Raw genomic sequence first — 20,666 nt, 5'->3', positions numbered from 1 at the left:
TTTATATCCTCTTTTGGTATTTTAAAGCTTCAGTTAAATCAATTTTATCAGTATAAAGTGCAGAACCAATAACTATTCCTTCCACACCACTTTCATTTAGTTTTTTAATGTCATCTATTGTTGTTATTCCTCCGGAATATACAATAGGCAAATCCACAGACTTTTTCAAATCTTCTACAGGTTCTGTGTAAAATCCCCCTAAAAGTCCTTCAACATCAACATTTGTAAATAAAATACTTCCGGCTCCATGCTCTTTAAAGTCATTTGCAATTTCTGAAGGGCTCTTGTCAATCTTTTCCTGCCATCCTTTAATAACTACCTTGTTGTCTTTGCTGTCAAGTGAAATCATAATCCTTTCAGGACCGTATTCGTCTGAAAGTTGTGTAATAGTTTCCGGTTGCTGGATTCCCATTGTTCCGATTATCAGTCTTTCAATGTCCAAATCCAGTAATTGACGAGCATAATCCAGATTTCTGATTCCTCCTCCAAGCTGGATTGGAACTGAAACTTCGTTTAATATTTTTTTGATAATATCAAAGCTGGTTTCGCCGTCTATTGTTCCGGACAAATCAATCACGTGGATATTTTTTGCTCCCAAATCTTCCCAGTATTTAGCAACCTTTTCTGGGTTGTCTATTTTAACCATTTCACTTCCAGGTTCGCCTTGAACTAGTTGAACACATTTTCCGTTTTTTATGTCAACTGCAGGCATTATTAACATTTCATTTTTATTGAATGACATTTGGATTTTTCCTGTAGTATTTTATTATAATTTAATTATATGTTTTGAAATCTTTTATACCTATTGATTATTTGGGAAAATTTAATGAAATCCAAATTATTTAGGTATGCCTAAATTTATATACTATATTAAATATAAATTACAAATAGATAATTAATTAAAAGAAGGCAATATTAATGAGTACAATTATTGAATTTAAAAATGTGAACAAGGAGTATAAATCCGGAGATCACATTTTAAAAGCTATGGATGATGTCAACTTCACAATTGACGAAGGGGAATTTGTAGTTATCCTTGGTCCCTCAGGAGCAGGTAAGTCTACACTTTTAAACCTCCTGGGAGGTCTTGACAGTGCAACCTCCGGTCAGATTATAGTTAAAGGTGAACATGTTGAATCATTCAATGATAATCAACTGACAGAGTATAGGGCTAAGAATGTGGGTTTCATTTTCCAGTTCTATAACCTGATTCCGAACTTGACATCTCTTGAAAACGTTGAGTTGATGAAGGACATCGTGGATGTTGATATAAACGGTTTGAATGTGCTGGATTCTGTTGGACTTAAGGATCATGCTGGCCAATTCCCCGCACAATTGTCTGGTGGGGAGCAGCAGAGGGTCTCCATTGCAAGGGCGGTTGCAAAACAGCCTACAATGCTTTTATGTGATGAGCCGACAGGGGCATTGGACTCAAAAACAGGCGTTTTGATTTTAAATCTTCTTCAGGATATGAGCAACAACAAAGGCACCACCGTCGTGATTGTAACTCACAACGCAATACTGGCCGAAGCTGCAGATAAGGTAATTAGAATCAAGAACGGCCAAATCGAAAGTATTGTCGTTAATGAAAATCCTAAGAAGGTCTCTGATTTGGAATGGTGAGCACATGCTTTTCAAAAAGATGTTGAGAGACATCCGAAAGCATAAGGCCCAATTTTTATCTATTTTTTTAATGGCATTTTTGGGCGTGTTTGTGTTTGCCGGTGTCGGAGGGGAATCAGTAGGGCTTGAAGTTAATGTGAATGATTACTATAATGACACCAACCTGGCTGACGGTTGGATTTACTCAATCAACATTAATGATTTGTTTTTATATCAGGTTGATTGTCTGGGTGCAACCACTCAAATGGAACGTCAGCTGGTCGTGGACTCGGTGGCGGATTTTTCAAATGATCCAGAAATCACACTGCATTTTGTGGAGAACAATACCATATCCAAATTCTATCTGCTTCAGGGAGAACCGCTGGATATAGATGATAAGAATGGAGTATGGCTCGATAAAAGTTTTGCCGATGCAAAGGGTTTGAAAGTTGGTGACAACATCACCTTCAAATTTGAAGGACATGAAATCGAAAAGGAAATCAAGGGAATAGGATATTCTCCCGAATATGTGTATCATGCCTCACAGTCTTCAGTCATTCCGGATTTCAGCAAAATGGGTTTTGCCTACATGTCATATAAGGCATTTCCAGAGGATAATATCTCCTATAATGTATTGAACGTCAAGTTTGACGGCACTCCTGAAAACTATAATGATCTCCTGTCATATCATATGGATGGCTATTACAGCTCCTTTGTTGAAAGGTCAGAACACGTTAGTGTAAATCAGTTTTCAGAGGAGATGGACCAGCACAAAATGATGTCAGGCATTTTCCCAGTGGTTTTCATCCTGATTTCAATGCTGATTCTTTTAACAACAATGACAAGGATAATCACACATCAACGTACTCAAATTGGTATCCTCAAAGCCAGCGGATTTAAGGACAGGAGCATCATATTCCATTATGTCTCCTATGGTTTCTGGCTGGTTCTTGTAGGGGCCATATTGGGTTTGATTTTGGGGCCAATGACATTGCCGCAGCTATTTTACCCATCAATGAGCGCAACATATAAGCTGCCGTCATGGGAACCTGCATGGAGCATGAATTTCGTCTATGTTGCTGCATTGATGGTGCTCATGTCAATATTCGTTTCATATTATGCGGTAAAAAGCATTTCCGATGAAAAGCCTGCCGATACAATAAGGCCGAAGGCGCCTAAGATTTCCACCACAGGTTTTGTTGAAAAGCTTGGAATATGGGATAAATTATCATTCAATGTCCGTTGGAACTGGAGAGATGCCAAAAGAAATAAGTTCCGAGCACTGATGACAATCATCGGTGTGATCGGATGCAGTGCACTTTTGGTTTGTGCATTCGGAATGTATGATGGAATGAACGACCTGAAGGAATGGGAATTCAACCAAATCAATCATTATGACTCCAAATTGGTCATTGATGATGAGGCAGCAATGTCTGAAATCGATGATGTCGCCAGTGAAGTGAACGGTGATAAGATAATGGAATCGGCCATTGAAATAGAATCAGGTTCGGTCAAGAAATCGGGCTCTCTTATGGTATTGAACAATACTGATTTGGTAACACCGACAGACTACGACTGGAATCCTATCAAGATAGAGGATAATGAGGTCTCGATTTCCCAGAAAATGGCTGATATGCTGGATGTTGGTGTTGGTGACACCGTAAAATGGCATATTATGGGTTCAGACAAGTGGGTCAAAACAAAAGTCGATAAGATACATGCCGATCCAACATCTCAGGGATTGATAATGTCAAGTGACAAGCTGGAGGATTTGGATTTGAACTACACTCCAACAAGCATTGTGACAACCGAACATGTGGATAAGAATTATTCTGCCATCAAAACAGCCAACTCAATGAAGGACATGACCGGAAGTTGGGATGAGCTGACAGAGGCAATGTGGCTTTTGATATACATCCTCATATTCTTCGCATCCCTTTTGGCTGTTGTCGTGCTGTATAATTTGGGATTGTTGTCCTTTACAGAAATTGAACGTGAAATAGCCACCCTTAAGGTTTTAGGCTTTAAGACAGGAGCTCTTAGAAAGCTGCTGCTGACACAGAACTTATGGTTTACAGCAATTGGATTTCTATTGGGATTGCCGGTCGGATATTTCATATTGAAGATAATGTGGGAGTCCTCAGGAGATTCCTTCTATATTCTCCCTTCAATATCACCTGCAAACTTCATATTGTCTGCTGTAATAACATTCGCATTGTCCATTCTTGTGAACCTGATGTTTTCACGCAAGATTAAGAAATTGGACATGGTCGAATCCCTTAAGAGTGGGGAATAGGTTTTTCAACCTATTCTCACTAAAACTTTTAATCAAATTTTTACATTTCAATAATTGAATGTATATCTCCTTTTAAAATTCAACTTAAAACCTCATATCCTTGTTGTTAATGAAAATGCCATCCATTTATCATTCAAGGAACTTGATAAAACATAATTTTAATTAACCGTATCATCAATTAAAAATAGGTTTTTTATATTTCATTTTTCAAATATTATATCATGTCATTGTCTAAGAAAATGCTGAGGGATATAAGGATCAATAAAACCCAGTTTATTGCAATATTTCTCATGGCATTTATAGGTATCTTTGCCTACAGTGGAATATATAGCGAGTACTATGGGCTGGTGCAAACTTCAGACGAGTTTTATGCAGATACCAATATGGCAGATGGCTGGATTTACAACACTGATTTTGATTACTCATCAGTTCATGAAATTGATGCTTTTACTACTCAAACGGACAGGCAGGAGGTTGTTCAGTCCGTCGCAGATTTGGGGGGCAAGCCCGATATTACGCTGCACTTCACGGAAAAGGGAACGATTTCCAAATTCTACACCACAGAAGGTGAGGATTTCGATCCATCAGATGATTCCGGTGTGTGGCTGGATGAGCGCTTCGCCGATGAGCGTGATTTGTATGTTGGAGATAAGATAACCTTCGATTTCAACAATCACACAATCAAAAAGGAAATCAAGGGACTGGGATATTCTCCCGAATACGTTTATGAGGTTTCACCAAGCTCCCTGACACCTGATTTTTCACAGTTGGGTTTCGCTTACCTTTCATATAAATCCTATCCTGATGATTTGAAATACAATACAATGCTTGTTAAATATGATTCATCAGACAAGGAATTCAAAGAGAAATTGGACGATTCCGTTGACTATCTGTCATTTACAAAAAAGGAGGACCATTTAAGCGTTTCCAAATTCGCAAATGAAATGACACAGCATAAGATGATTGGGGACGTTTTTCCAATAGTTTTCATTCTTGTAACCTTCCTGACACTTTTGACAACAATGACAAGGATTGTCACCAATCAAAGGACACAGATAGGTATCCTGAAGGCGGTGGGCTTTAAGAATTCGACAATAATTCTGCATTATCTGGCATACGCATTTTTCCCGGTTCTCTTCGGTTCCGTTTCGGGTTTGATTACGGGGCCAATGATAATTCCGCAGATGTTCTATCCGACAATGTCCACAATGTACAGCATGCCTGCTTGGCATCCCGGCTTTGACATGAGCTTTGTCTACATTGCGATACTGCTGGTTGTCCTGTCCGTTCTTGTCACATATTGGGCATGCAGGAGAATCTCAAAGGAAAATCCTGCCAATACGATGAGGCCGAAGGCTCCGGACATGTCCTCAAAAAGTTTCATTGAAAGGTCAAAACTGTGGAATCGCCTCAGTTTTAATTTCAGATGGAATTTAAGGGATGCAAGGTCAAATAAATTCAGAGCATTCATGGCAATAGTTGGAGTTATGGGATGTGTGGCGTTATTGATAGCAGCATTCGGTATGAACGACAGCTTGAATGAATTGAAATCATGGGAATATGATGACATCAGCCATTTCGAGTCAAAACTGCAGATTTCCAATACTGCAAATCCTATGGAGCTGTATTATGTTCTAAATGAAACCAACGGCACTTTTATCATGCAGCAATCTATTGAAATGAAGGCAAACGGCGAAGAGGACACGGTAGGGCTGCTGGTGTCAAACAACACGGACCTGATATCATACACGGACCGTGACAGGAATCCAATTGATATCGATGAGGGAGATGTTTCATTATCCGCAAAGCTTGCCGAGAAGTTCAACGTCACAAAAGGAGATAAGATTAGGTGGCACATTGTCGGAAGCGACGAGTGGGTCACTTCAAAAATCGGACAGATTCATGCGGAACCTGTCTCACAGGGTTTGATAATGTCTCCGGATACCTTGGAAGATCAGGGATTGGATTTCACACCTACAAATATCATAACCAATGAGAAATTTGGTGAAAACTTTGACTCAATCAAGTCGGTCACAAGCATGGATAAACTTAAGGACAGTTGGGACCAGATGACAACTGCAGTCATGATGATGGTTTATGTTGTGACATTTGTGGCGGTGGCGCTTGCGATTTTGGTTTTATATAATCTGGGAATCCTCTCATTCACCGAGATGGAAAGGGAAATTGCAACATTGAAGGTTTTGGGTTTCAAGACAAACGTTTTAAGGAAACTATTGCTAACACAGAATATAATTTTTACCTCAATCGGTTTTATTTTGGGAATTCCGATCGGATTCTACTTCATGACTCTGATGTTGAATGCTGCGGGGGAATCCCTCTATTACGTTCCGACCCTAACCTGGGGAAACATCCTGCTCTGTGCTGCGATAACCTTCACAATATCCATAGGAGTCAACCTGTTGTTTTCAGATAAAATCAGGAATTTGGATATGGTTGAGGCATTGAAGGATATTGAATAACCTTTTAAATGCAGATGCTATTTTTTTCTTTTTCTCGGAGCGGGAAGCTCATCATACATCGCTTCAATCAGTTCTTTTAGAAACTCTCGGTTTTCAACATCATCAACGAGCAGCATTTCCTTTGCCCCGTCATATGGCAGTTCCATATCTGCATCGGGCATCATTTCCTTGGCTATTTTCACGGGCTTGATTAGGAAACGGTCGTCGTAGATGCCTCCGAAAATCTTTCCTCGATAATATAAGATATACTCTCCCATCATTGCGCGATGGGATATGTCGTCCAAATCTGATAGCTGCTCCAATATGTACTCGAGATATTCCTTGCTTGATCCCATTTAATCACCTAAATTCTATGTTTTAGTTTGTTTTCATCGAATTAATAACAGTTGCTGTTCAAGGTTTCACATGATTTTAGGATAGTTTAATTACTAACATAGGATAATATATTCAATCATGAATTCAATTGAGGATGCAGTTCAATTATTTGAAAATGGCTATATGTGTTCACAGGCTGTTTTTGCAGCTTTCAGTGAGGATTATGGTCTTTCAAGAGAGCAAGCCTTAAAGATTGGGGCTTGTTTTGGAAGTGGAATGAGAAAGGGAGAAGTTTGTGGAGCATGCACAGGTGCGCTTATGGCACTGGGCCTAAAATACGGAGACAACAAGGCCGAAAGCAATGAGGTTTGCGAGAGATTTCTGGATGAATTCAAAAGACAAAACGGTTCATTCATTTGTCGTGACCTGTTGGGCTGTGACATCAGCACTCCTGAAGGCGTAAAGCAAGCAAGGGACAATAATCTGTTCAAGGAGATCTGTCCCGAGATGGTCCGTTCAGCTGCAGAAATAGTGGATGAAATCCTGAAGTAGGTGATGATTACGGGCAAAAAAACCATTATTTTGATAATGGCAGTCTTGGTTGCTATTTTAGCGTTAGTTGCCGTTTATTACGTATCTGAATCTCCAGATGACATTTCTGGCAACATGACTGAACTGACAGTATATTCGGAAGGGCCAATTCCATTGTCCGACATTGTCAAGGACATTGAAACGGCCGAATATTATAATGGTCATGACAATGACACATTAAACTGGATGAAATCCCTTGGCAACAAGTCCGTCTTTTCGGGCAATGGCACATTTGTCATAATGAGTCAGGAGGATGCAAGAAAGATTCCTTCAGTCTATGCAACCGACGTCATCATAACAGAAACATTTGAATGCAAGGTCCTTGAAACTCACTCTTTGGGAAATGTCAAATATCCAAAGGACGTTTTGCTTGTTGAAAATGTTAATTATTTAAATGAAACTATAGACGATATACCTGGAGGAGGAGCATAAAATGGAAGATATTGAAAACTGGAAAGGAATTAACGGCCAGATTGTTGCATTCAAGAATGCGGTTGGCGATGCTGAAAAAATAACTTATATGGGCACACCCAGCGTCTGCACTCCATTTGCTGCATTGATGGCCTATGCCGTACGCGATAAGGAAAATCATTTCATCAGTTTCATCGACATTGAAACTTCACATGAGTTTGAATTGAAACCTTGGGGAATGACATTGACCGATGTTGTATCAGACCCTCATGACTCAGATGTTGTCGTGTTGTTGGGTGGCCTCAGCATGCCTAAGGCGGATATCGACACAGAAGAGTTAAAAGGTGTCGTTAACGATATTCTTAAGGAGGATGGAAAACTCATTGGACTTTGTTTCATGGATATGTTTGCAAAGGCAGGATGGCTTGAGAAAGTCGATTTCGATTTGGTCATAGATGGAACATTGACAGGTGTTGTTAAAAAATAGCACCTTATTTTTTTTAAAATAACATATCATGATATCATGATATGAAAACATTTAAATACATAAACATATCATAATATGTAAATATATAATATATGTGATGACTATGGAAAATAATAATCTTGAAAATAGTAATGAGGGAGTATGTGAAGTTTTCGATTCACATGAAGATGCGGTAAATCGTGTTAAGAAACGCATGTCCTCCGAAGAAGAATATGCTGAGCTATCTGAATTTTTCAAAATTTTTGGAAATCCAACAAGATTAAAAATTATTTCCCTACTCGCAGTTGAAGATTTATGTGTATGCGACATATGTGATGCACTTGAATTAAATCAGACAACCGTTTCAAATCAGCTTAGGATCTTAAGAGCGAACAATCTTGTCAAATATCAAAAAGAGGGAAAAATGGCAAGATATTCCCTTACAGACCTTCACATTGAAATGATTTACAAAGTAGGTTTAGAACATATATTAGAATAATTTTTAATTGGTGATACTATGGCGGAGAATAGATGTTACGATGCGGATTGTGCAGATGAAAACTGCCGCAATCCAGAACATTACAACTACATCTGTTTTGATCCAGAATGTGAAGAAGTTCACTGTGAAGATTCTAATCATTACAATAAACAGCTATTGAAAGAATATCAAGATAAAACTGATTTAAGTATATATGACCACAGAGAGGAAATTGATTATGATGCCGATGTGGATATAAATCTTTGTGCTTGTCCTGATTGTGCGGATGACCATGATCACGACCATGACCATGAGCATGAACATAATCACGAGCATGAGCATGAGCATGAGCATCATCATGATCACGACCACAATCATGAGCATGAACATAATCACGAGCATGAGCATGAGCATGAGCATCATCATGATCACGACCACGACCATGAGCATGAACATGATCACGAGCATGAGCATGAACATAAAGAGGATAGTTGTTCCGACCCTGATTGCGGTTGTAATGATGAGCATGAGCATCATCATGACCACGACCATGATGATGATGTTGAATTCAGTCTTTGTGCTTGTCCTGATTGTGCCGATGATGATGACCACGGACACGACCATGGCCATGACCACGCACATGGAGATGAAGAATTATTTGCTGAAGGAAAGCCTTTGATTGCAAATAGGCCAATACAAATCATTCTTGCGAGTGGAATCCTATTTGTTTTAGGACATGTTTTTGAATGGTTATCTTTCAGCCCTAACGTTGTAACAGTTACATATATGTTAGGCGCAATTATTGCAGGTTATGAAATAGCTATTTTAGCTTATAAATCCTTGGTTAACAGACACACTGTTGGTCCTGCAATGTTAGTATGTATTGCTTGTGTTGCATCATTTATTATTGGGCATCCTGAAGAGGGTGCGGCGGTTACTTTCCTTTACTATATTGCTGAATTCTTGGAAGACCTTGCCGAACACAGAGCCAAACGTTCAATTAAATCATTAGTTGAAATCGCTCCAGATACAGCAAGAGTTAAAGTAGGGGATAAAGAAGAGATTAGAAATGTTGATGATGTCAATATTGGAGATATTGTCATTGTAAAACCTGGAGATAAGGTTCCTTTAGATGGTGAAGTTATTTCAGGTTCATCCTCAATTAATCAGGCATCAATCACTGGTGAAAGCGTGCCTGTATTGAAAGAGGTTGGCGATGAGGTATTTTCCGGAACTGTTAATGAGGATGGATATCTTGAAATCAAAGTAACAACCGAGGCTAAAGATTCAGTCATCTCAAAAATAGTGACTTTGGTCAAAAGATCTCAGCTCAACCGTTCCGAAACCGAGACTCTAGTTGAAAGGGTGGCAAAATATTACACACCAATCATGATGGTTGCAGCTATTTGCGTTGCATTCATTCCTCCGTTGGTGCTTGGCCAGAACTTGGTTGACTGGGTTTATAAGGCACTTTCACTCTTGGTAATCTCATGTCCTTGTGCATTCTTAATTTCAACACCTGTCGGTATGGTGTCTGCAATCACTTCCGCTACTAGAAATGGGGTCATTATCAAAGGAAGTACCTATGTTGAGGAGATGCGTAACGTTAAAGCGGTCATCTTTGATAAGACAGGTACCTTAACTGAAGGAAAACTTAAATTAAGCGATGTTGAAGTTTTAGATGAAAGCTATTCAAAAGAGGATATTGTCAAGATTGCTGCATCCCTTGAATATCAATCTTCCCATCCAATTGCCCAGGCTGTTGTTAGCTATGCAGATGAAAATAACATCATGTTCGATGTCATCGAGGACTTTAGAAATGTTCCAGGTAAGGGAATTGTGGCTAACATAAATGGTGAGCAATTCTATGCCGCTAACGAATCACTGATTGAAGGAAGTTCATTTGACATTTCAAGAGATCAAATTAACAAGTACTCCAGCGAAGGCAAGACTTTGATATTTGTCGGTAATGCTCAAAAGGTTTTAGGCATTATCACAGTATCCGATAAAATCAGAGACAACGCTTCTGAGGTCATTGCCGATTTGAAAAATCAAGGTGTGCAAACTGTAATGCTCACCGGTGACAATAAGCTCGCTGCAAAAAGTGTTGCATCCGAAATAGGCATAGACTATGTTTATTCCAATTTATTGCCGGAAGATAAGTTAAACCTCTTAGATACAATCAGGAATAAATTTGGTGATGTGGCTATGGTTGGAGACGGTATCAACGATGCACCTGCTTTAGCACGCTCAAATATCGGTATTGCAATGGGTGCGGCAGGTTCTGATGTAGCCATTGAGACAGCGGATATTGCATTGATGCAGGATGATATTTCAAAACTCCCATATCTATTCGCTTTAAGCCGCAAGACAATGGGAATCATCAAACAGAATATCAGTATTGCCATTTTGGTTAAGCTATTATGTGTGGTTCTCGCAGTTATGGGAATCATCACTTTGATGATGTCTGTTGGTTTCGGTGACTTAGGATTGACTATTTTAGTTATCCTAAACTCATTTAGAATTGGAATGGTGAAAGATCCACTATTCTAATTTTATATTTTTTTTTAAATTTTAAACCTCTTTTTCCCATTATTTTTTTTAATAAATTGTTTTTAGTTAATATAATTGTTTTTACTTTGTAATTTTGCTTTTATTTATAACAAAAACCTTATTAAAATGAAAAAACAATGAATAAACAAATATTTAATTGAAAAATTTTAAAAGAGGTTTTTTCATGAAAGAAAATCAGATAACAAGAACTTTGTTGTATATAGGTGATGAAGGAGAAGTGTCTATAGATGTAATCATAGATCCTGAAAGAGAAACTATGTGGGCTACTCAAAAGACAATGGCGGAATTGTTTAATGTAAAAGAGAATACAATCACTTATCATCTAAAAAATATTTTTAAAGATGAGGAATTAAATGAAAATTCAGTTACTCGAAAAATTCGAGTAACTGCATCTGATGGTAAAAAATATAATACTGGTTTTTATAATTTGGATGCAATAATCTCTGTAGGTTACAGAGTTAACTCTAAAAATGCTACACGCTTTAGAATTTGGGCTACTGGTATTCTAAAAGAATTTATAGTTAAAGGATTTGTTTTAGATGATGAATTATTAAAAAATGGTTCGAGATTTGGAAAAGACTATTTTCATGATGTGCTTGAAAGAATTCGTGAAATAAGAGTTTCTGAAAGACGATTCTATGAAAAATTAACTGACTTGTATGCGACAAGTCACGATTATAACAAAAATGCCGAGATCACACAGGAATTTTATTCTAAAGTTCAGAACAAACTTCATTATGCGGTATCTGGCATGACTGCACCGGAGATAATCAAAAATCGTGCAAGCAGTGATAAAGAAAATATGGGTTTGACTTCTTGGAAGCATTCTCCAGATGGTAAAATTCAATTAAGCGATACAAAAGTTGCAAAAAATTACTTATCTGAATCTGAACTTTCAGAACTTAACAAACTCGTGGAATTGTACCTCAATTTTGCAGAACTTCAAGCAACAAGGGAAATTCCTATGAGCATGAAGGATTGGGCAGAACAATTGGACAAATTTTTAGACTTTGTTGGATATCAAATCTTAAAAGGCAAAGGAAAGGTCAGTAGGAGTGAAATTAATGAATTTGTCAAATTAGAATTTGATAAATTCAGGCCAATTCAGGATGAATTATATAAATCAGACTATAATGAATTTGAAGAAAGGACTAGAAAACTGTTAAATAATTAATTTTATATCTGAATAAATTTTAATAGTTACTTATGCAAAGTAATGATAATTCAAAAAGTGTAGACATAATGCTGGGAAATCCTAAAAGAGCATTGCTTAGAATATCCGTACCTTTGATTATTTCATTGCTTATTTCTAGTTTATACAATCTAATCGATGCCGCTTGGGTGTCAGGTCTTGGGGCCGATGCACTTGCCGGCGTTGGATTCTTCACGCCCATATTTATGATTCTTGTCGGTTTTGGAAATGGATTGGGGGCAGGTGCATCTTTTGCAATCTCAAAATACATTGGAGAAAAGGATAATACTAAAGCGGACAATGCATCTATTCATTCAATTCTTTTGGATATTGTCATTTCAATAATTTTAACTGTTGTCCTGTTGATTTTATTGAATCCCATATTGAATGTCATGGGTGCCGGCCAAACCATAGGATATGCGACAGAGTATGGTGTTCCAATCCTGCTTGGATCAATTTTAATCATCTTGTCAAATGCACTATATGGTGTTTTCAGAGGGGAGGGTGACAGTAAAAGGCCTATGTATGCAATGATTGCCTCTGCAATTTTAAACATGATTTTGGACCCTATTTTCATATATTACTTAAATCTTGGAGTTGGAGGAGCTGCCATTGCAACACTGATCTCTTCATTATGTGTAATCCTGATTTTGTGCTATTGGCTTTATTTTAAGAAGGACACCTACCTGAAACCCACTTTAGGCAATTTCAATTTTAAAAAGGACATCTCAATGGATATAGTTAAGGTGGGCATTCCTGCAAGCATACAGCTTTTGAACAATGCGTTTTTTGCAGCGGTATTCTCGGCTCTTCTGGTTTATGTCGGCTCAACCGATTCCGTTGCGGTTTACTCAACAGGCTGGAGAATCGTAATAATCACAACAACTCCTTTATTGGCAATCGGGACTGCTTTAATCAGTGTCATTGCAGCTAATTTCGGTGCAAAGAACTATAGGAATATTCAGATTGCCCACAGGTATGCCATGAAGGTGTCTTTAGTCATAGCTATTGTCGTAATGATTCTGACAAACGTGTTTGCAGGGGATATCGCATCGATTTTCACTTCCGGTGGAAGCAGTGCAAGAATCGCGCCGGAGCTTACTAGCTTCATTGCTTGGATTGTAATCTATTATCCGACAATGGCCGTTGGAGTGCCATCAACATATGTGTTCCAGGGCATAGGCAAGGGAATAACAGCAATGTTTCAGACAATAATGAGAGAAACAGGATTTACACTATTCTTTGCGGTTTTATTATCTGTTGTTTTAGGTTATGGTGTTTGGGGTGCCTGGATGGGTATCGTTTTGGGAGAAATAGTTTCAAATAATATCACTGGTGTTTGGGCAGATTGGCAAATAAAAAAAATTAATAAGTGATATTAATGATTAAATACCATTAATATCATTAAAATAGATTACGTCGTCACATATGGTGTTTACAAGATCCATGTCGTGGCTTACAAGCAAGAATCCCATTTTCCTTTGTTTTACTATTTTTAACACTGCATCTAAAATTTGCACCTGGGTGATTGCGTCAAGCATGGTGGTCATTTCATCTGCAATTAGGAATTTGGTTTTCGGGTTCAATGCTCTTAAGACTGAAAATCTTTGAAGTTCGCCTCCGGACAATTCCTGTGGGAATCTGGTAAACCAGGATTTCTGAATTCCAAAGTCGGACAGTAATTGATCATCCACGTTCCAGGATTCCTCTAAAACGTCTTTCATTTTCCATTTTGGATTCATAACTTTTTCAGGATGTTGGTAAATTAACTGTACCGGACAGAATTCCTTTTCAGGCAGTTTTTGTCCGTCAAGTTCTACGCTACCCTCAAAGTTTGGATAGTATCCGGATAGGATTTCGCATAGTGTGGATTTTCCTACCCCACTGTCTCCAACTAAACCCATGATTTTATTGTTGTCCAGATGTATGTTGATATCCTTTAATAGGTACTCTTTTGCTAAAGGATATTTAAATGAAATGTTTGTTGCTTTAAGTTCCATTTTATGCACCTTCCTCGTATTTAAAACATCTGACTTTTTTATTTCCTAGGTCGATTAGTTGAGGGCGTTCGTTCCTACATCTGTCAAAACGCATTTCACACCTGTCGTAATATGGACAACCTTCCGGAATCTCACCGTGCAACGGCTGATGGCCAGGAGTCAGGTTGAATCCATTTGCAGGCAATGCCTTGTATAGCGCTTTTGTGTAGGGGTGAAGGAGGTTTTCTCCCTCTCCTGAAAAGTCCTTGTTCTCAGCAATCTCGATTACATAACCTGAGTAGAAAATTCCTATCCTGTCGGCAACTTCTAATGCAGCATGTATGTCGTGAGTGATAAGCAGTACTCCTACACCATCTTCCTTCATTTTTCTGAAATGATTCAATGTTTCCTGGACTGTTTTTTCATCAAGTCCAGGTGTTGGTTCGTCTGCTACTACAAGTTTTGGATTTGAAAACAGTGCTGTTGATACGAGTACTCTTCTTGCCATTCCTCCTGAGAGTTGGAATGGGTACATTTCATCCACTTCAGGTCCTAGATTGTAACGTTCAAAAATTTCCCGTTGCTTTGCCTTTTTGGCCTTTTTCTCATCTTCATTTTCAGTATATCCAATGGCTTGGTCGGATATTTTCATTAAAGGATCAAGGAAATTCACTGACTGTGGTATTAATGATATTTCTTTCCCGCGTATTTCTTCCTTGTCTTTTTGTGACAGTTCCTTTCCTTTGTATTTGATTTTACCGTTTAGATTTGCGTTTTCTGGAAGTATTCCGAATATTGCATGTGCTAAAAGACTTTTTCCAGATCCGCTGGAACCTAATACTGCTAAAATCTCTCCTTCAGATATATCAAGTGTTAAATCGGTGATAACTTTGAGGTCTCTTTGATTTAAACCTTGAGTATATTGTATAAATGAAATAGAAACGTTTTCCACATCTAATAGTTTATCCATGTTATCACCTACTCATTTGCACTTGTCGGATCAAGTATTTTCTTAATGTTTTCCCCGGCAATATCAAATAACAATACGATTATCAGTAATGCCAAACCAGGGAACAATGCTAACCACCAATTACCTGTAGCAAGGTATTTCATTGATTCTGATAAGATAATACCGATTGCAGGTTCGTGTGGTGATAAACCGAAACCTAAGAAGGTTACACTGGCTTCGTGCATTATCGCATGAGGGAAAATTAAGATTGTTCCGACGATAATTTGTGTTATTACCAATGGGAAAATGTGTTTTCTAGCAATCCAGAATTTTGATTTTCCAAATCTATTAGATAGTTTTACAAATTCGGAAGTGTTGATCTGTTTTATTTCAGCTCTCAATACTCTTGCAAGAGACGTCCAGTGAGTAACTGCAACACCCATGGTTACACCAAACGCACCTCCACCTAATGCAATGGAAATTAAGATAATTAATAGGATATGAGGAATTGACAGGAACAAATCAATTAACCAGGAGACAACACCGTCTAAGAATTTATTAGTACTTGCAATAAATGCCATTGCAATAGCTATTAAACTACTTAAGATTGATGCTCCGGCACCGATTTGAACACTTAAACCTAATCCTTTTAATGTACGGGTAAACATGTCCCTTCCCATCCAGTCAGTACCGAACAGATGCTCAAGGGAGGGGGCTTGGTTCATTGCCTGGAAATTGGTTGTGATGTCTGTGGAGTTGATTAAAAGGCTTGAAATCACAACAGCTATTAGGATGAACACGGTAATTCCAATGGTAAGCAGGGTTTTAGTCCTTAAATTCATTTTACCAATGGAATTGTAAATGCTTCCTTTTTCAGTATTAGCCATCTTCTTCACTCTCCCTAATTCTTGGGTCAACAAAGTTATAGATTATATCAGCTATTAGGTTACCGCAATACACGAATATTGCACTAAATATTACAATTCCTAAAAGAAGCGGAACATCGCTTCTCAGACCTGCTGATACTGCTGCCTGCCCAATTCCAGGATATGTGAAAATTTGCTCTACAAGAACTGCTCCACCGAATAATTCTGAAAATCCTAAAAACTGTAATGTGATTGCAGGAAGCAATACATTTCTAATTCCATGTCTTTTAATTAAATTCCAACCGCTTTCTCCTCTTGCTTTAGCGAATAAAAAGTAGTCACTATTCATTTCTTCTATCAATTTGTCTCTTGTGAATAATGCAATTGAGGCCACTCCCACAATACTCAATGTTATCATAGGAAGTATCAGTCTGTTTAGCCAATCCCAGAAAGATACATTTTCACTTAATGTACCAATAGGAACTCCCAAACCTGTTGGGAACCAACCTAGATATACACTGAATATCATTAGGATGATTAATGCGATCCAGAATGTTGGTGCGGATTGTAATATGTAACAGTAAACTTTAATTGCCTTGTCAATTATTGAGTCTTTTTTAAATCCCGCCACTACTCCTAACAAGAATCCTAAAACTCCTGACAGTAACCATGAAGCTATCATCAATACTAATGATGCCATGAACCTTTCTTTAATAACGTCAATTACGGGCGCTCTGAAAATAAGAGAATTTCCAAAATCTCCGTGTATGATGTTTCCAAACCAGTTTGCCATTTTGGAAGTGATCGGTTCATTTACTCCCCAATAGGATTCCAGGGCGGCGACTTGTTCTGGTGAAACGACCATGTTGCTGATATATGTTTTAACAGGATTGATCGGCGACATGTCGATAAGCAAAAAACTCAATAATATGACAAAAATAAGCAATATTAAAAATCGGACTATTTTCTTACCTAAAAATTTCATTAATTTATTGTATTTTGTCATAGTATATGCTCCAAAAAGGGAAAAAAGAGGGAGTTAAATTAAAAAATTTAACTCAAATTTTTAATTTATTTTTCAATTGAAGAAACGCGATGCCAGTCGTAGATGTTTCCGAAGATATCTCCACCGTGAGGTTGCAATAGTTGTGTGTCGTTGGAAATATCTAAACTGTCGTCCACGTAGTATCCGTATTTAATTTCTCCAACCCATAACCATGCTGCGTCACCTTTAGGTGAAATACCTGTATTTCCATCCCATGAGACAGCAGACCATTCAGCGAATGAAGAGTTACGGTCTGTTTTCATAGCGTTATCGATGTGTGCATCGACTGCGCTGTTGTTAATGAGAGCTGGGTTGTTGTATCCAACTCCTGCTTGGTCACTGTAGTATTCAGACCACATTGTGGATGGATCGGTTGAACCGAATCCCCATACGATTGGGTCAGTATTTTTTATAGCGTCCATTTCGTCCCAGTTGGAACCGGTGGCATTCACTTCAATTCCAAACTCTTTTGCTTGTTCAGCAACAGTTACGGCAATTGCTTGTCTTTCAGATGCATCTGATGAGTAGTATAAGTTGATGGATGCTTTTTGTCCGTCTTTTTCTACTATTCCATCACCATCGGTGTCTTCCCATCCACCTTGTTTTAAGATGTCTTTAGCTTTGTCAACGTCTCCGTCTTCAATGGTTGCTTCTTTATTTGCCCATGGTAATTGGTGTGCAATTCCGTCGAAGTTAGGGTATCCAAATCCGTTTAGTGCACCATCTGATATTGCAGTTCTGTCAATACCATAGTTTAATGCTTCTCTGATTGCTTTGTCAGCAGTTATGTTGTTACCCATTGGGTTTCCTTCTTCAGTTGTGGCACCGGTGTTGTTTTGAACAGGTAATGAAATACCTCTTACGTCAATGGTGTCCTGTAGGAACATGGTGTATCCGTCAACAGTTTCATTAGCATATGCTAAAGGTACTGCACCAACATCTACTTCATGATTTTTAACTGCATTGAAGGCAGCATCGTTTTGTGCGAATAAGATAGTTAATTTGTTGAATTCTGGTTGTTTTCCATAGTAATCAGGATTTTTCTCCAAAATCACTTGTTGACCTTTGTCCCATTGTACGAATTTATAAGGTCCGGAACCCACTGGATTTGCACCATATGTTTCATTGTTATATGAATCTGATGGTACGATACCAATGTATGCCATTTTATCAATAAATGTGGAATCTGGTCTGTTTAATTCGAATTTAACAGTATTCTTATCTGTTGCAGTAGCGTTGTCCATACTGCTTAAATCGAGACTTGCACCACTAGCTTTAGCTTCGTTGTATGTGAATGCAACATCTTCCGCATCTAAAGTTGTGTTGTCTGTGAATTTAACGCCGTCTCTGAGTTTTACGGTATATTCTGTAAAGTCACTATTAGCTTCCCAGCTGGTAGCCAAATCATTTTCATAATCCATGCCCTTTGTCATTTTCAACAAGGTTGATTGGATTAATGGTTCTGCATAATAGTTCCACCCAAGTATAGGATCGAAACCGGCTTCCGGTTCTCCTCCGTGACTGTAAGCAGCAACTACTAATCCATCGTCAGCTCTTTCAGTATGTGATCCTCCCATGAGGACTGCGCCAGCAATTATAGCAATGATAATTACAGCAATTATTCCAATAATGTATTTTGTATCCATTATTTGTCTCCAAAAAGTTTTATTAATGAGGTAATTGTCATAATTTTTAATAGATTAGTAATATAAAAATTAATAACAATCAAATAAAATGTATTATTAAATTCCTATTTAAATGTTCCTAAAAAAAGTATTACTAAATCTCTTTATTCTTTAAAAAAAGTAATAATTATTACTGATTTGCCATATGGAGTAATAACAATTTCTTTAAATCAGTATTACTTTCTTTAAGATGGTTTAAATACTCAGTAATAATTTTAGGTGATGGATTTTTAGAAAAATCAAACGATTTTTCTGATTAAAACGGAAGTGTTGTTTGTTTTTCCGGAAGGCAGCATCATGACTTCCTTGTGAAATCCCCTTGTGTCCTTGTCAAGGACAGGTGAGTATAGTATGGCCCTCATTCCGGTGTATGTTCTGTAAATGACAGGTGTTTTTTCGTCCACATATTGCCATATGTTTGAAAAGACCCTTTCCTTAGGTTCCGCAAGTGCAGCGACCATCAGGATATCATAATCCAAGTCCTGGATGGCTGTTTCGTCACCGACAACAATCCTGATGTCTTCATCAAGTCCAAGTCTTTTTAAAACCTTCACTGAGAGATCCGCAACATCCTGTTGCTGTTCAATGCCTATGCATTTGCATCCGAATACCTTGTTGAACATTATCAATGTCAATGGGAGAGGTCCTGAGCCTAAGAATAAGAATGTTTTCTCCTCATTGAATTTGGCAAGTTGGCTTTCGTTTTCGACAAGCCCGATATATCTGTCGTAAAAATGAAATGAATCAAGGGTTTCCGTTGGATTTTCTGATTCCAAAATCTTCAGGGCGTTTTCTGTTTCAAGCCTGGCTCCAACATAAACATAAAACTTTCTGATCAATTTCAATGCCTTGTTCATTTTCTCATCGTCAAGGATATGTTTTGCTGAATCGAAATCAATTGTCTTGTCGTGAGCTATGATTTCCACATCATCCAATATCTCAATGATTTCATCGATGTTTATATCATCCAGTTCGGAATTTCCGTATTTGTCTAAATCTCCATAGGAAGATAATTTGTTTGCAATTTCCTCTAGTTTTCCCCAATATTTGTAGCAGCTCATTTTCATCACTTGAAATTAATAATATTTTTGTTCTGCTTGTATTAATAATATTTTAAATTATTTAAATTTCATTGATGTCTTTCAAATATATTTTATCATCACAAATGGTGTCAACCAAGTCCATGTCATGGCTAACAAGTAAAAATCCCATTTTTCTTTCTTTTACTATTTTTAAAACCGAATCCAGAATTTGCACTTGGGTAATAGCATCAAGCATTGTGGTCATTTCATCTGCTATTAAGAATTTGGTATTTGGGTTCAGTGACCTTAAAACTGAAAACCTTTGAAGCTCACCTCCGGAAAGCTCTTGTGGAAATCTTGTCAACCAGGATTTTTGAATTCCAAATTCTTTTAGCATGTCATCATTAACGTCCCATGATTCTTCCAGGATATTTTTCATTTTCCATTTCGGATTCATCACCTTTTCCGGGTGTTGGTAAATTAATTGGACTGGTTTGAATCCTGTTTTGGGCAAAGATTTTCCATCAAATGTCACTGTACCCTCATAGTTTGTAACATATCCGGATAAGATTTTACATAAGGTTGATTTGCCGCTTCCACTATCTCCGATTAATCCAACGACTTTTTGATTATCAAGTTCTATACTGACATTTTTCAATAGGTATTTCTTGGCTGAGGGATATTTGAATGAAATGTTTGTTGCTTTAAGTTCCAT

Annotated in this window: 19 protein-coding genes; 10 read left to right on the top strand and 9 right to left on the bottom strand. The window is 37.8% G+C overall.

The genetic code is table 11. The annotated features are described in order from the left end of the window. Nucleotide 1 precedes the first annotated feature (1 nt). Entirely contained in the window at nucleotides 2-742 is a 741-nt protein-coding gene (gene hisA / locus MBBTH_RS06305) for a 1-(5-phosphoribosyl)-5-[(5-phosphoribosylamino)methylideneamino]imidazole-4-carboxamide isomerase (RefSeq protein ID WP_116592213.1), read from the bottom strand. A 176-nt stretch (nucleotides 743-918) separates the two neighbouring features. Between hisA and MBBTH_RS06300 the strand changes: the two genes are divergently transcribed. The 3 genes from MBBTH_RS06300 (at nucleotide 919) to MBBTH_RS06290 (ending at nucleotide 6,378) form a co-directional block, all read left to right on the top strand. Continuing rightward, nucleotides 919-1,623, top strand: a complete 705-nt coding sequence (locus MBBTH_RS06300) for an ABC transporter ATP-binding protein (RefSeq protein ID WP_116592212.1) — start codon at nucleotides 919-921, stop codon at nucleotides 1,621-1,623. Nucleotides 1,624-1,627: 4 nt separating this feature from the next. Beyond that, on the top strand, nucleotides 1,628-3,898 hold the full coding sequence (locus MBBTH_RS06295; protein WP_116592211.1) for an ABC transporter permease: 2,271 nt from the start codon (nucleotides 1,628-1,630) through the stop codon (nucleotides 3,896-3,898). 221 nt (nucleotides 3,899-4,119) lie between these two features. Further along, on the top strand, nucleotides 4,120-6,378 hold the full coding sequence (locus MBBTH_RS06290) for an ABC transporter permease (protein WP_116592210.1): 2,259 nt from the start codon (nucleotides 4,120-4,122) through the stop codon (nucleotides 6,376-6,378). Between the two features lie 17 nt (nucleotides 6,379-6,395). Here MBBTH_RS06290 and MBBTH_RS06285 read toward each other — a convergent pair whose 3' ends face one another. Next, complete coding sequence (locus MBBTH_RS06285) at nucleotides 6,396-6,713, bottom strand: TfoX/Sxy family protein (protein WP_116592209.1); 318 nt, start codon at nucleotides 6,711-6,713, stop codon at nucleotides 6,396-6,398. 118 nt (nucleotides 6,714-6,831) lie between these two features. On the opposite strand from MBBTH_RS06285, the gene MBBTH_RS06280 reads away from it, so the two are divergent. The 7 genes from MBBTH_RS06280 to MBBTH_RS06250 all read left to right on the top strand — a co-directional run bounded on the left by MBBTH_RS06280 (nucleotide 6,832) and on the right by MBBTH_RS06250 (nucleotide 13,781). Then, nucleotides 6,832-7,245 carry a C-GCAxxG-C-C family protein gene (locus MBBTH_RS06280; protein ID WP_116592208.1) on the top strand — a complete coding sequence of 138 codons (414 nt, stop codon included), beginning with the start codon at nucleotides 6,832-6,834 and terminating at the stop codon, nucleotides 7,243-7,245. A gap of 3 nt (nucleotides 7,246-7,248) precedes the next feature. After that, nucleotides 7,249-7,716: a hypothetical protein gene (locus tag MBBTH_RS06275; protein ID WP_133241945.1), complete on the top strand. Its 468-nt coding sequence runs from the start codon at nucleotides 7,249-7,251 to the stop codon at nucleotides 7,714-7,716. Between the two features lies 1 nt (nucleotide 7,717). After that, a complete protein-coding gene (locus MBBTH_RS06270; RefSeq protein WP_116592206.1) occupies nucleotides 7,718-8,182 on the top strand; it encodes a DUF2124 family protein in 465 nt (154 codons plus the stop codon). Between the two features lie 103 nt (nucleotides 8,183-8,285). Further along, on the top strand, nucleotides 8,286-8,660 hold the full coding sequence (locus MBBTH_RS06265) for an ArsR/SmtB family transcription factor (protein WP_116592205.1): 375 nt from the start codon (nucleotides 8,286-8,288) through the stop codon (nucleotides 8,658-8,660). An 18-nt stretch (nucleotides 8,661-8,678) separates the two neighbouring features. After that, nucleotides 8,679-11,192, top strand: coding sequence for a heavy metal translocating P-type ATPase (locus MBBTH_RS06260; protein ID WP_116592204.1), 2,514 nt, complete (start codon nucleotides 8,679-8,681; stop codon nucleotides 11,190-11,192). A gap of 184 nt (nucleotides 11,193-11,376) precedes the next feature. Beyond that, entirely contained in the window at nucleotides 11,377-12,387 is a 1,011-nt protein-coding gene (rhuM, locus tag MBBTH_RS06255; RefSeq protein WP_116592203.1) for a virulence RhuM family protein, read from the top strand. A 32-nt stretch (nucleotides 12,388-12,419) separates the two neighbouring features. Then, the gene (locus tag MBBTH_RS06250; protein WP_116592202.1) at nucleotides 12,420-13,781 is read left to right on the top strand and encodes an MATE family efflux transporter; all 1,362 of its coding nucleotides are present in this window, start codon (nucleotides 12,420-12,422) and stop codon (nucleotides 13,779-13,781) included. 9 nt (nucleotides 13,782-13,790) lie between these two features. Here the strand turns inward: MBBTH_RS06250 and MBBTH_RS06245 are convergent, their stop codons facing one another. From MBBTH_RS06245 to MBBTH_RS06215, 7 genes are all read right to left on the bottom strand, one after another. Next, nucleotides 13,791-14,405, bottom strand: a complete 615-nt coding sequence (locus MBBTH_RS06245) for an ABC transporter ATP-binding protein (RefSeq protein ID WP_116592201.1) — start codon at nucleotides 14,403-14,405, stop codon at nucleotides 13,791-13,793. A gap of 1 nt (nucleotide 14,406) precedes the next feature. Beyond that, nucleotides 14,407-15,354, bottom strand: coding sequence for an ABC transporter ATP-binding protein (locus MBBTH_RS06240; protein WP_116592200.1), 948 nt, complete (start codon nucleotides 15,352-15,354; stop codon nucleotides 14,407-14,409). Nucleotides 15,355-15,362: 8 nt separating this feature from the next. Continuing rightward, nucleotides 15,363-16,220, bottom strand: coding sequence for an ABC transporter permease (locus tag MBBTH_RS06235; protein ID WP_116592199.1), 858 nt, complete (start codon nucleotides 16,218-16,220; stop codon nucleotides 15,363-15,365). Next, complete coding sequence (locus MBBTH_RS06230; RefSeq protein WP_116592198.1) at nucleotides 16,213-17,205, bottom strand: ABC transporter permease; 993 nt, start codon at nucleotides 17,203-17,205, stop codon at nucleotides 16,213-16,215. The genes MBBTH_RS06235 and MBBTH_RS06230 overlap by 8 nt, the downstream gene beginning before the upstream one ends. 65 nt (nucleotides 17,206-17,270) lie before the next feature. Continuing rightward, nucleotides 17,271-18,890: an ABC transporter substrate-binding protein gene (locus tag MBBTH_RS06225; protein ID WP_116592197.1), complete on the bottom strand. Its 1,620-nt coding sequence runs from the start codon at nucleotides 18,888-18,890 to the stop codon at nucleotides 17,271-17,273. A 278-nt stretch (nucleotides 18,891-19,168) separates the two neighbouring features. Beyond that, the gene (locus tag MBBTH_RS06220) at nucleotides 19,169-19,990 is read right to left on the bottom strand and encodes a nicotianamine synthase family protein (protein WP_116592196.1); all 822 of its coding nucleotides are present in this window, start codon (nucleotides 19,988-19,990) and stop codon (nucleotides 19,169-19,171) included. A gap of 61 nt (nucleotides 19,991-20,051) precedes the next feature. After that, nucleotides 20,052-20,666: an ABC transporter ATP-binding protein gene (locus tag MBBTH_RS06215; RefSeq protein ID WP_116592195.1), complete on the bottom strand. Its 615-nt coding sequence runs from the start codon at nucleotides 20,664-20,666 to the stop codon at nucleotides 20,052-20,054.

The sequence above is a fragment of the Methanobrevibacter thaueri genome (assembly GCF_003111625.1).
In the GTDB taxonomy this organism is placed as follows: domain Archaea; phylum Methanobacteriota; class Methanobacteria; order Methanobacteriales; family Methanobacteriaceae; genus Methanocatella; species Methanocatella thaueri.
This window is presented reverse-complemented; position numbering and strand designations above follow the sequence as displayed.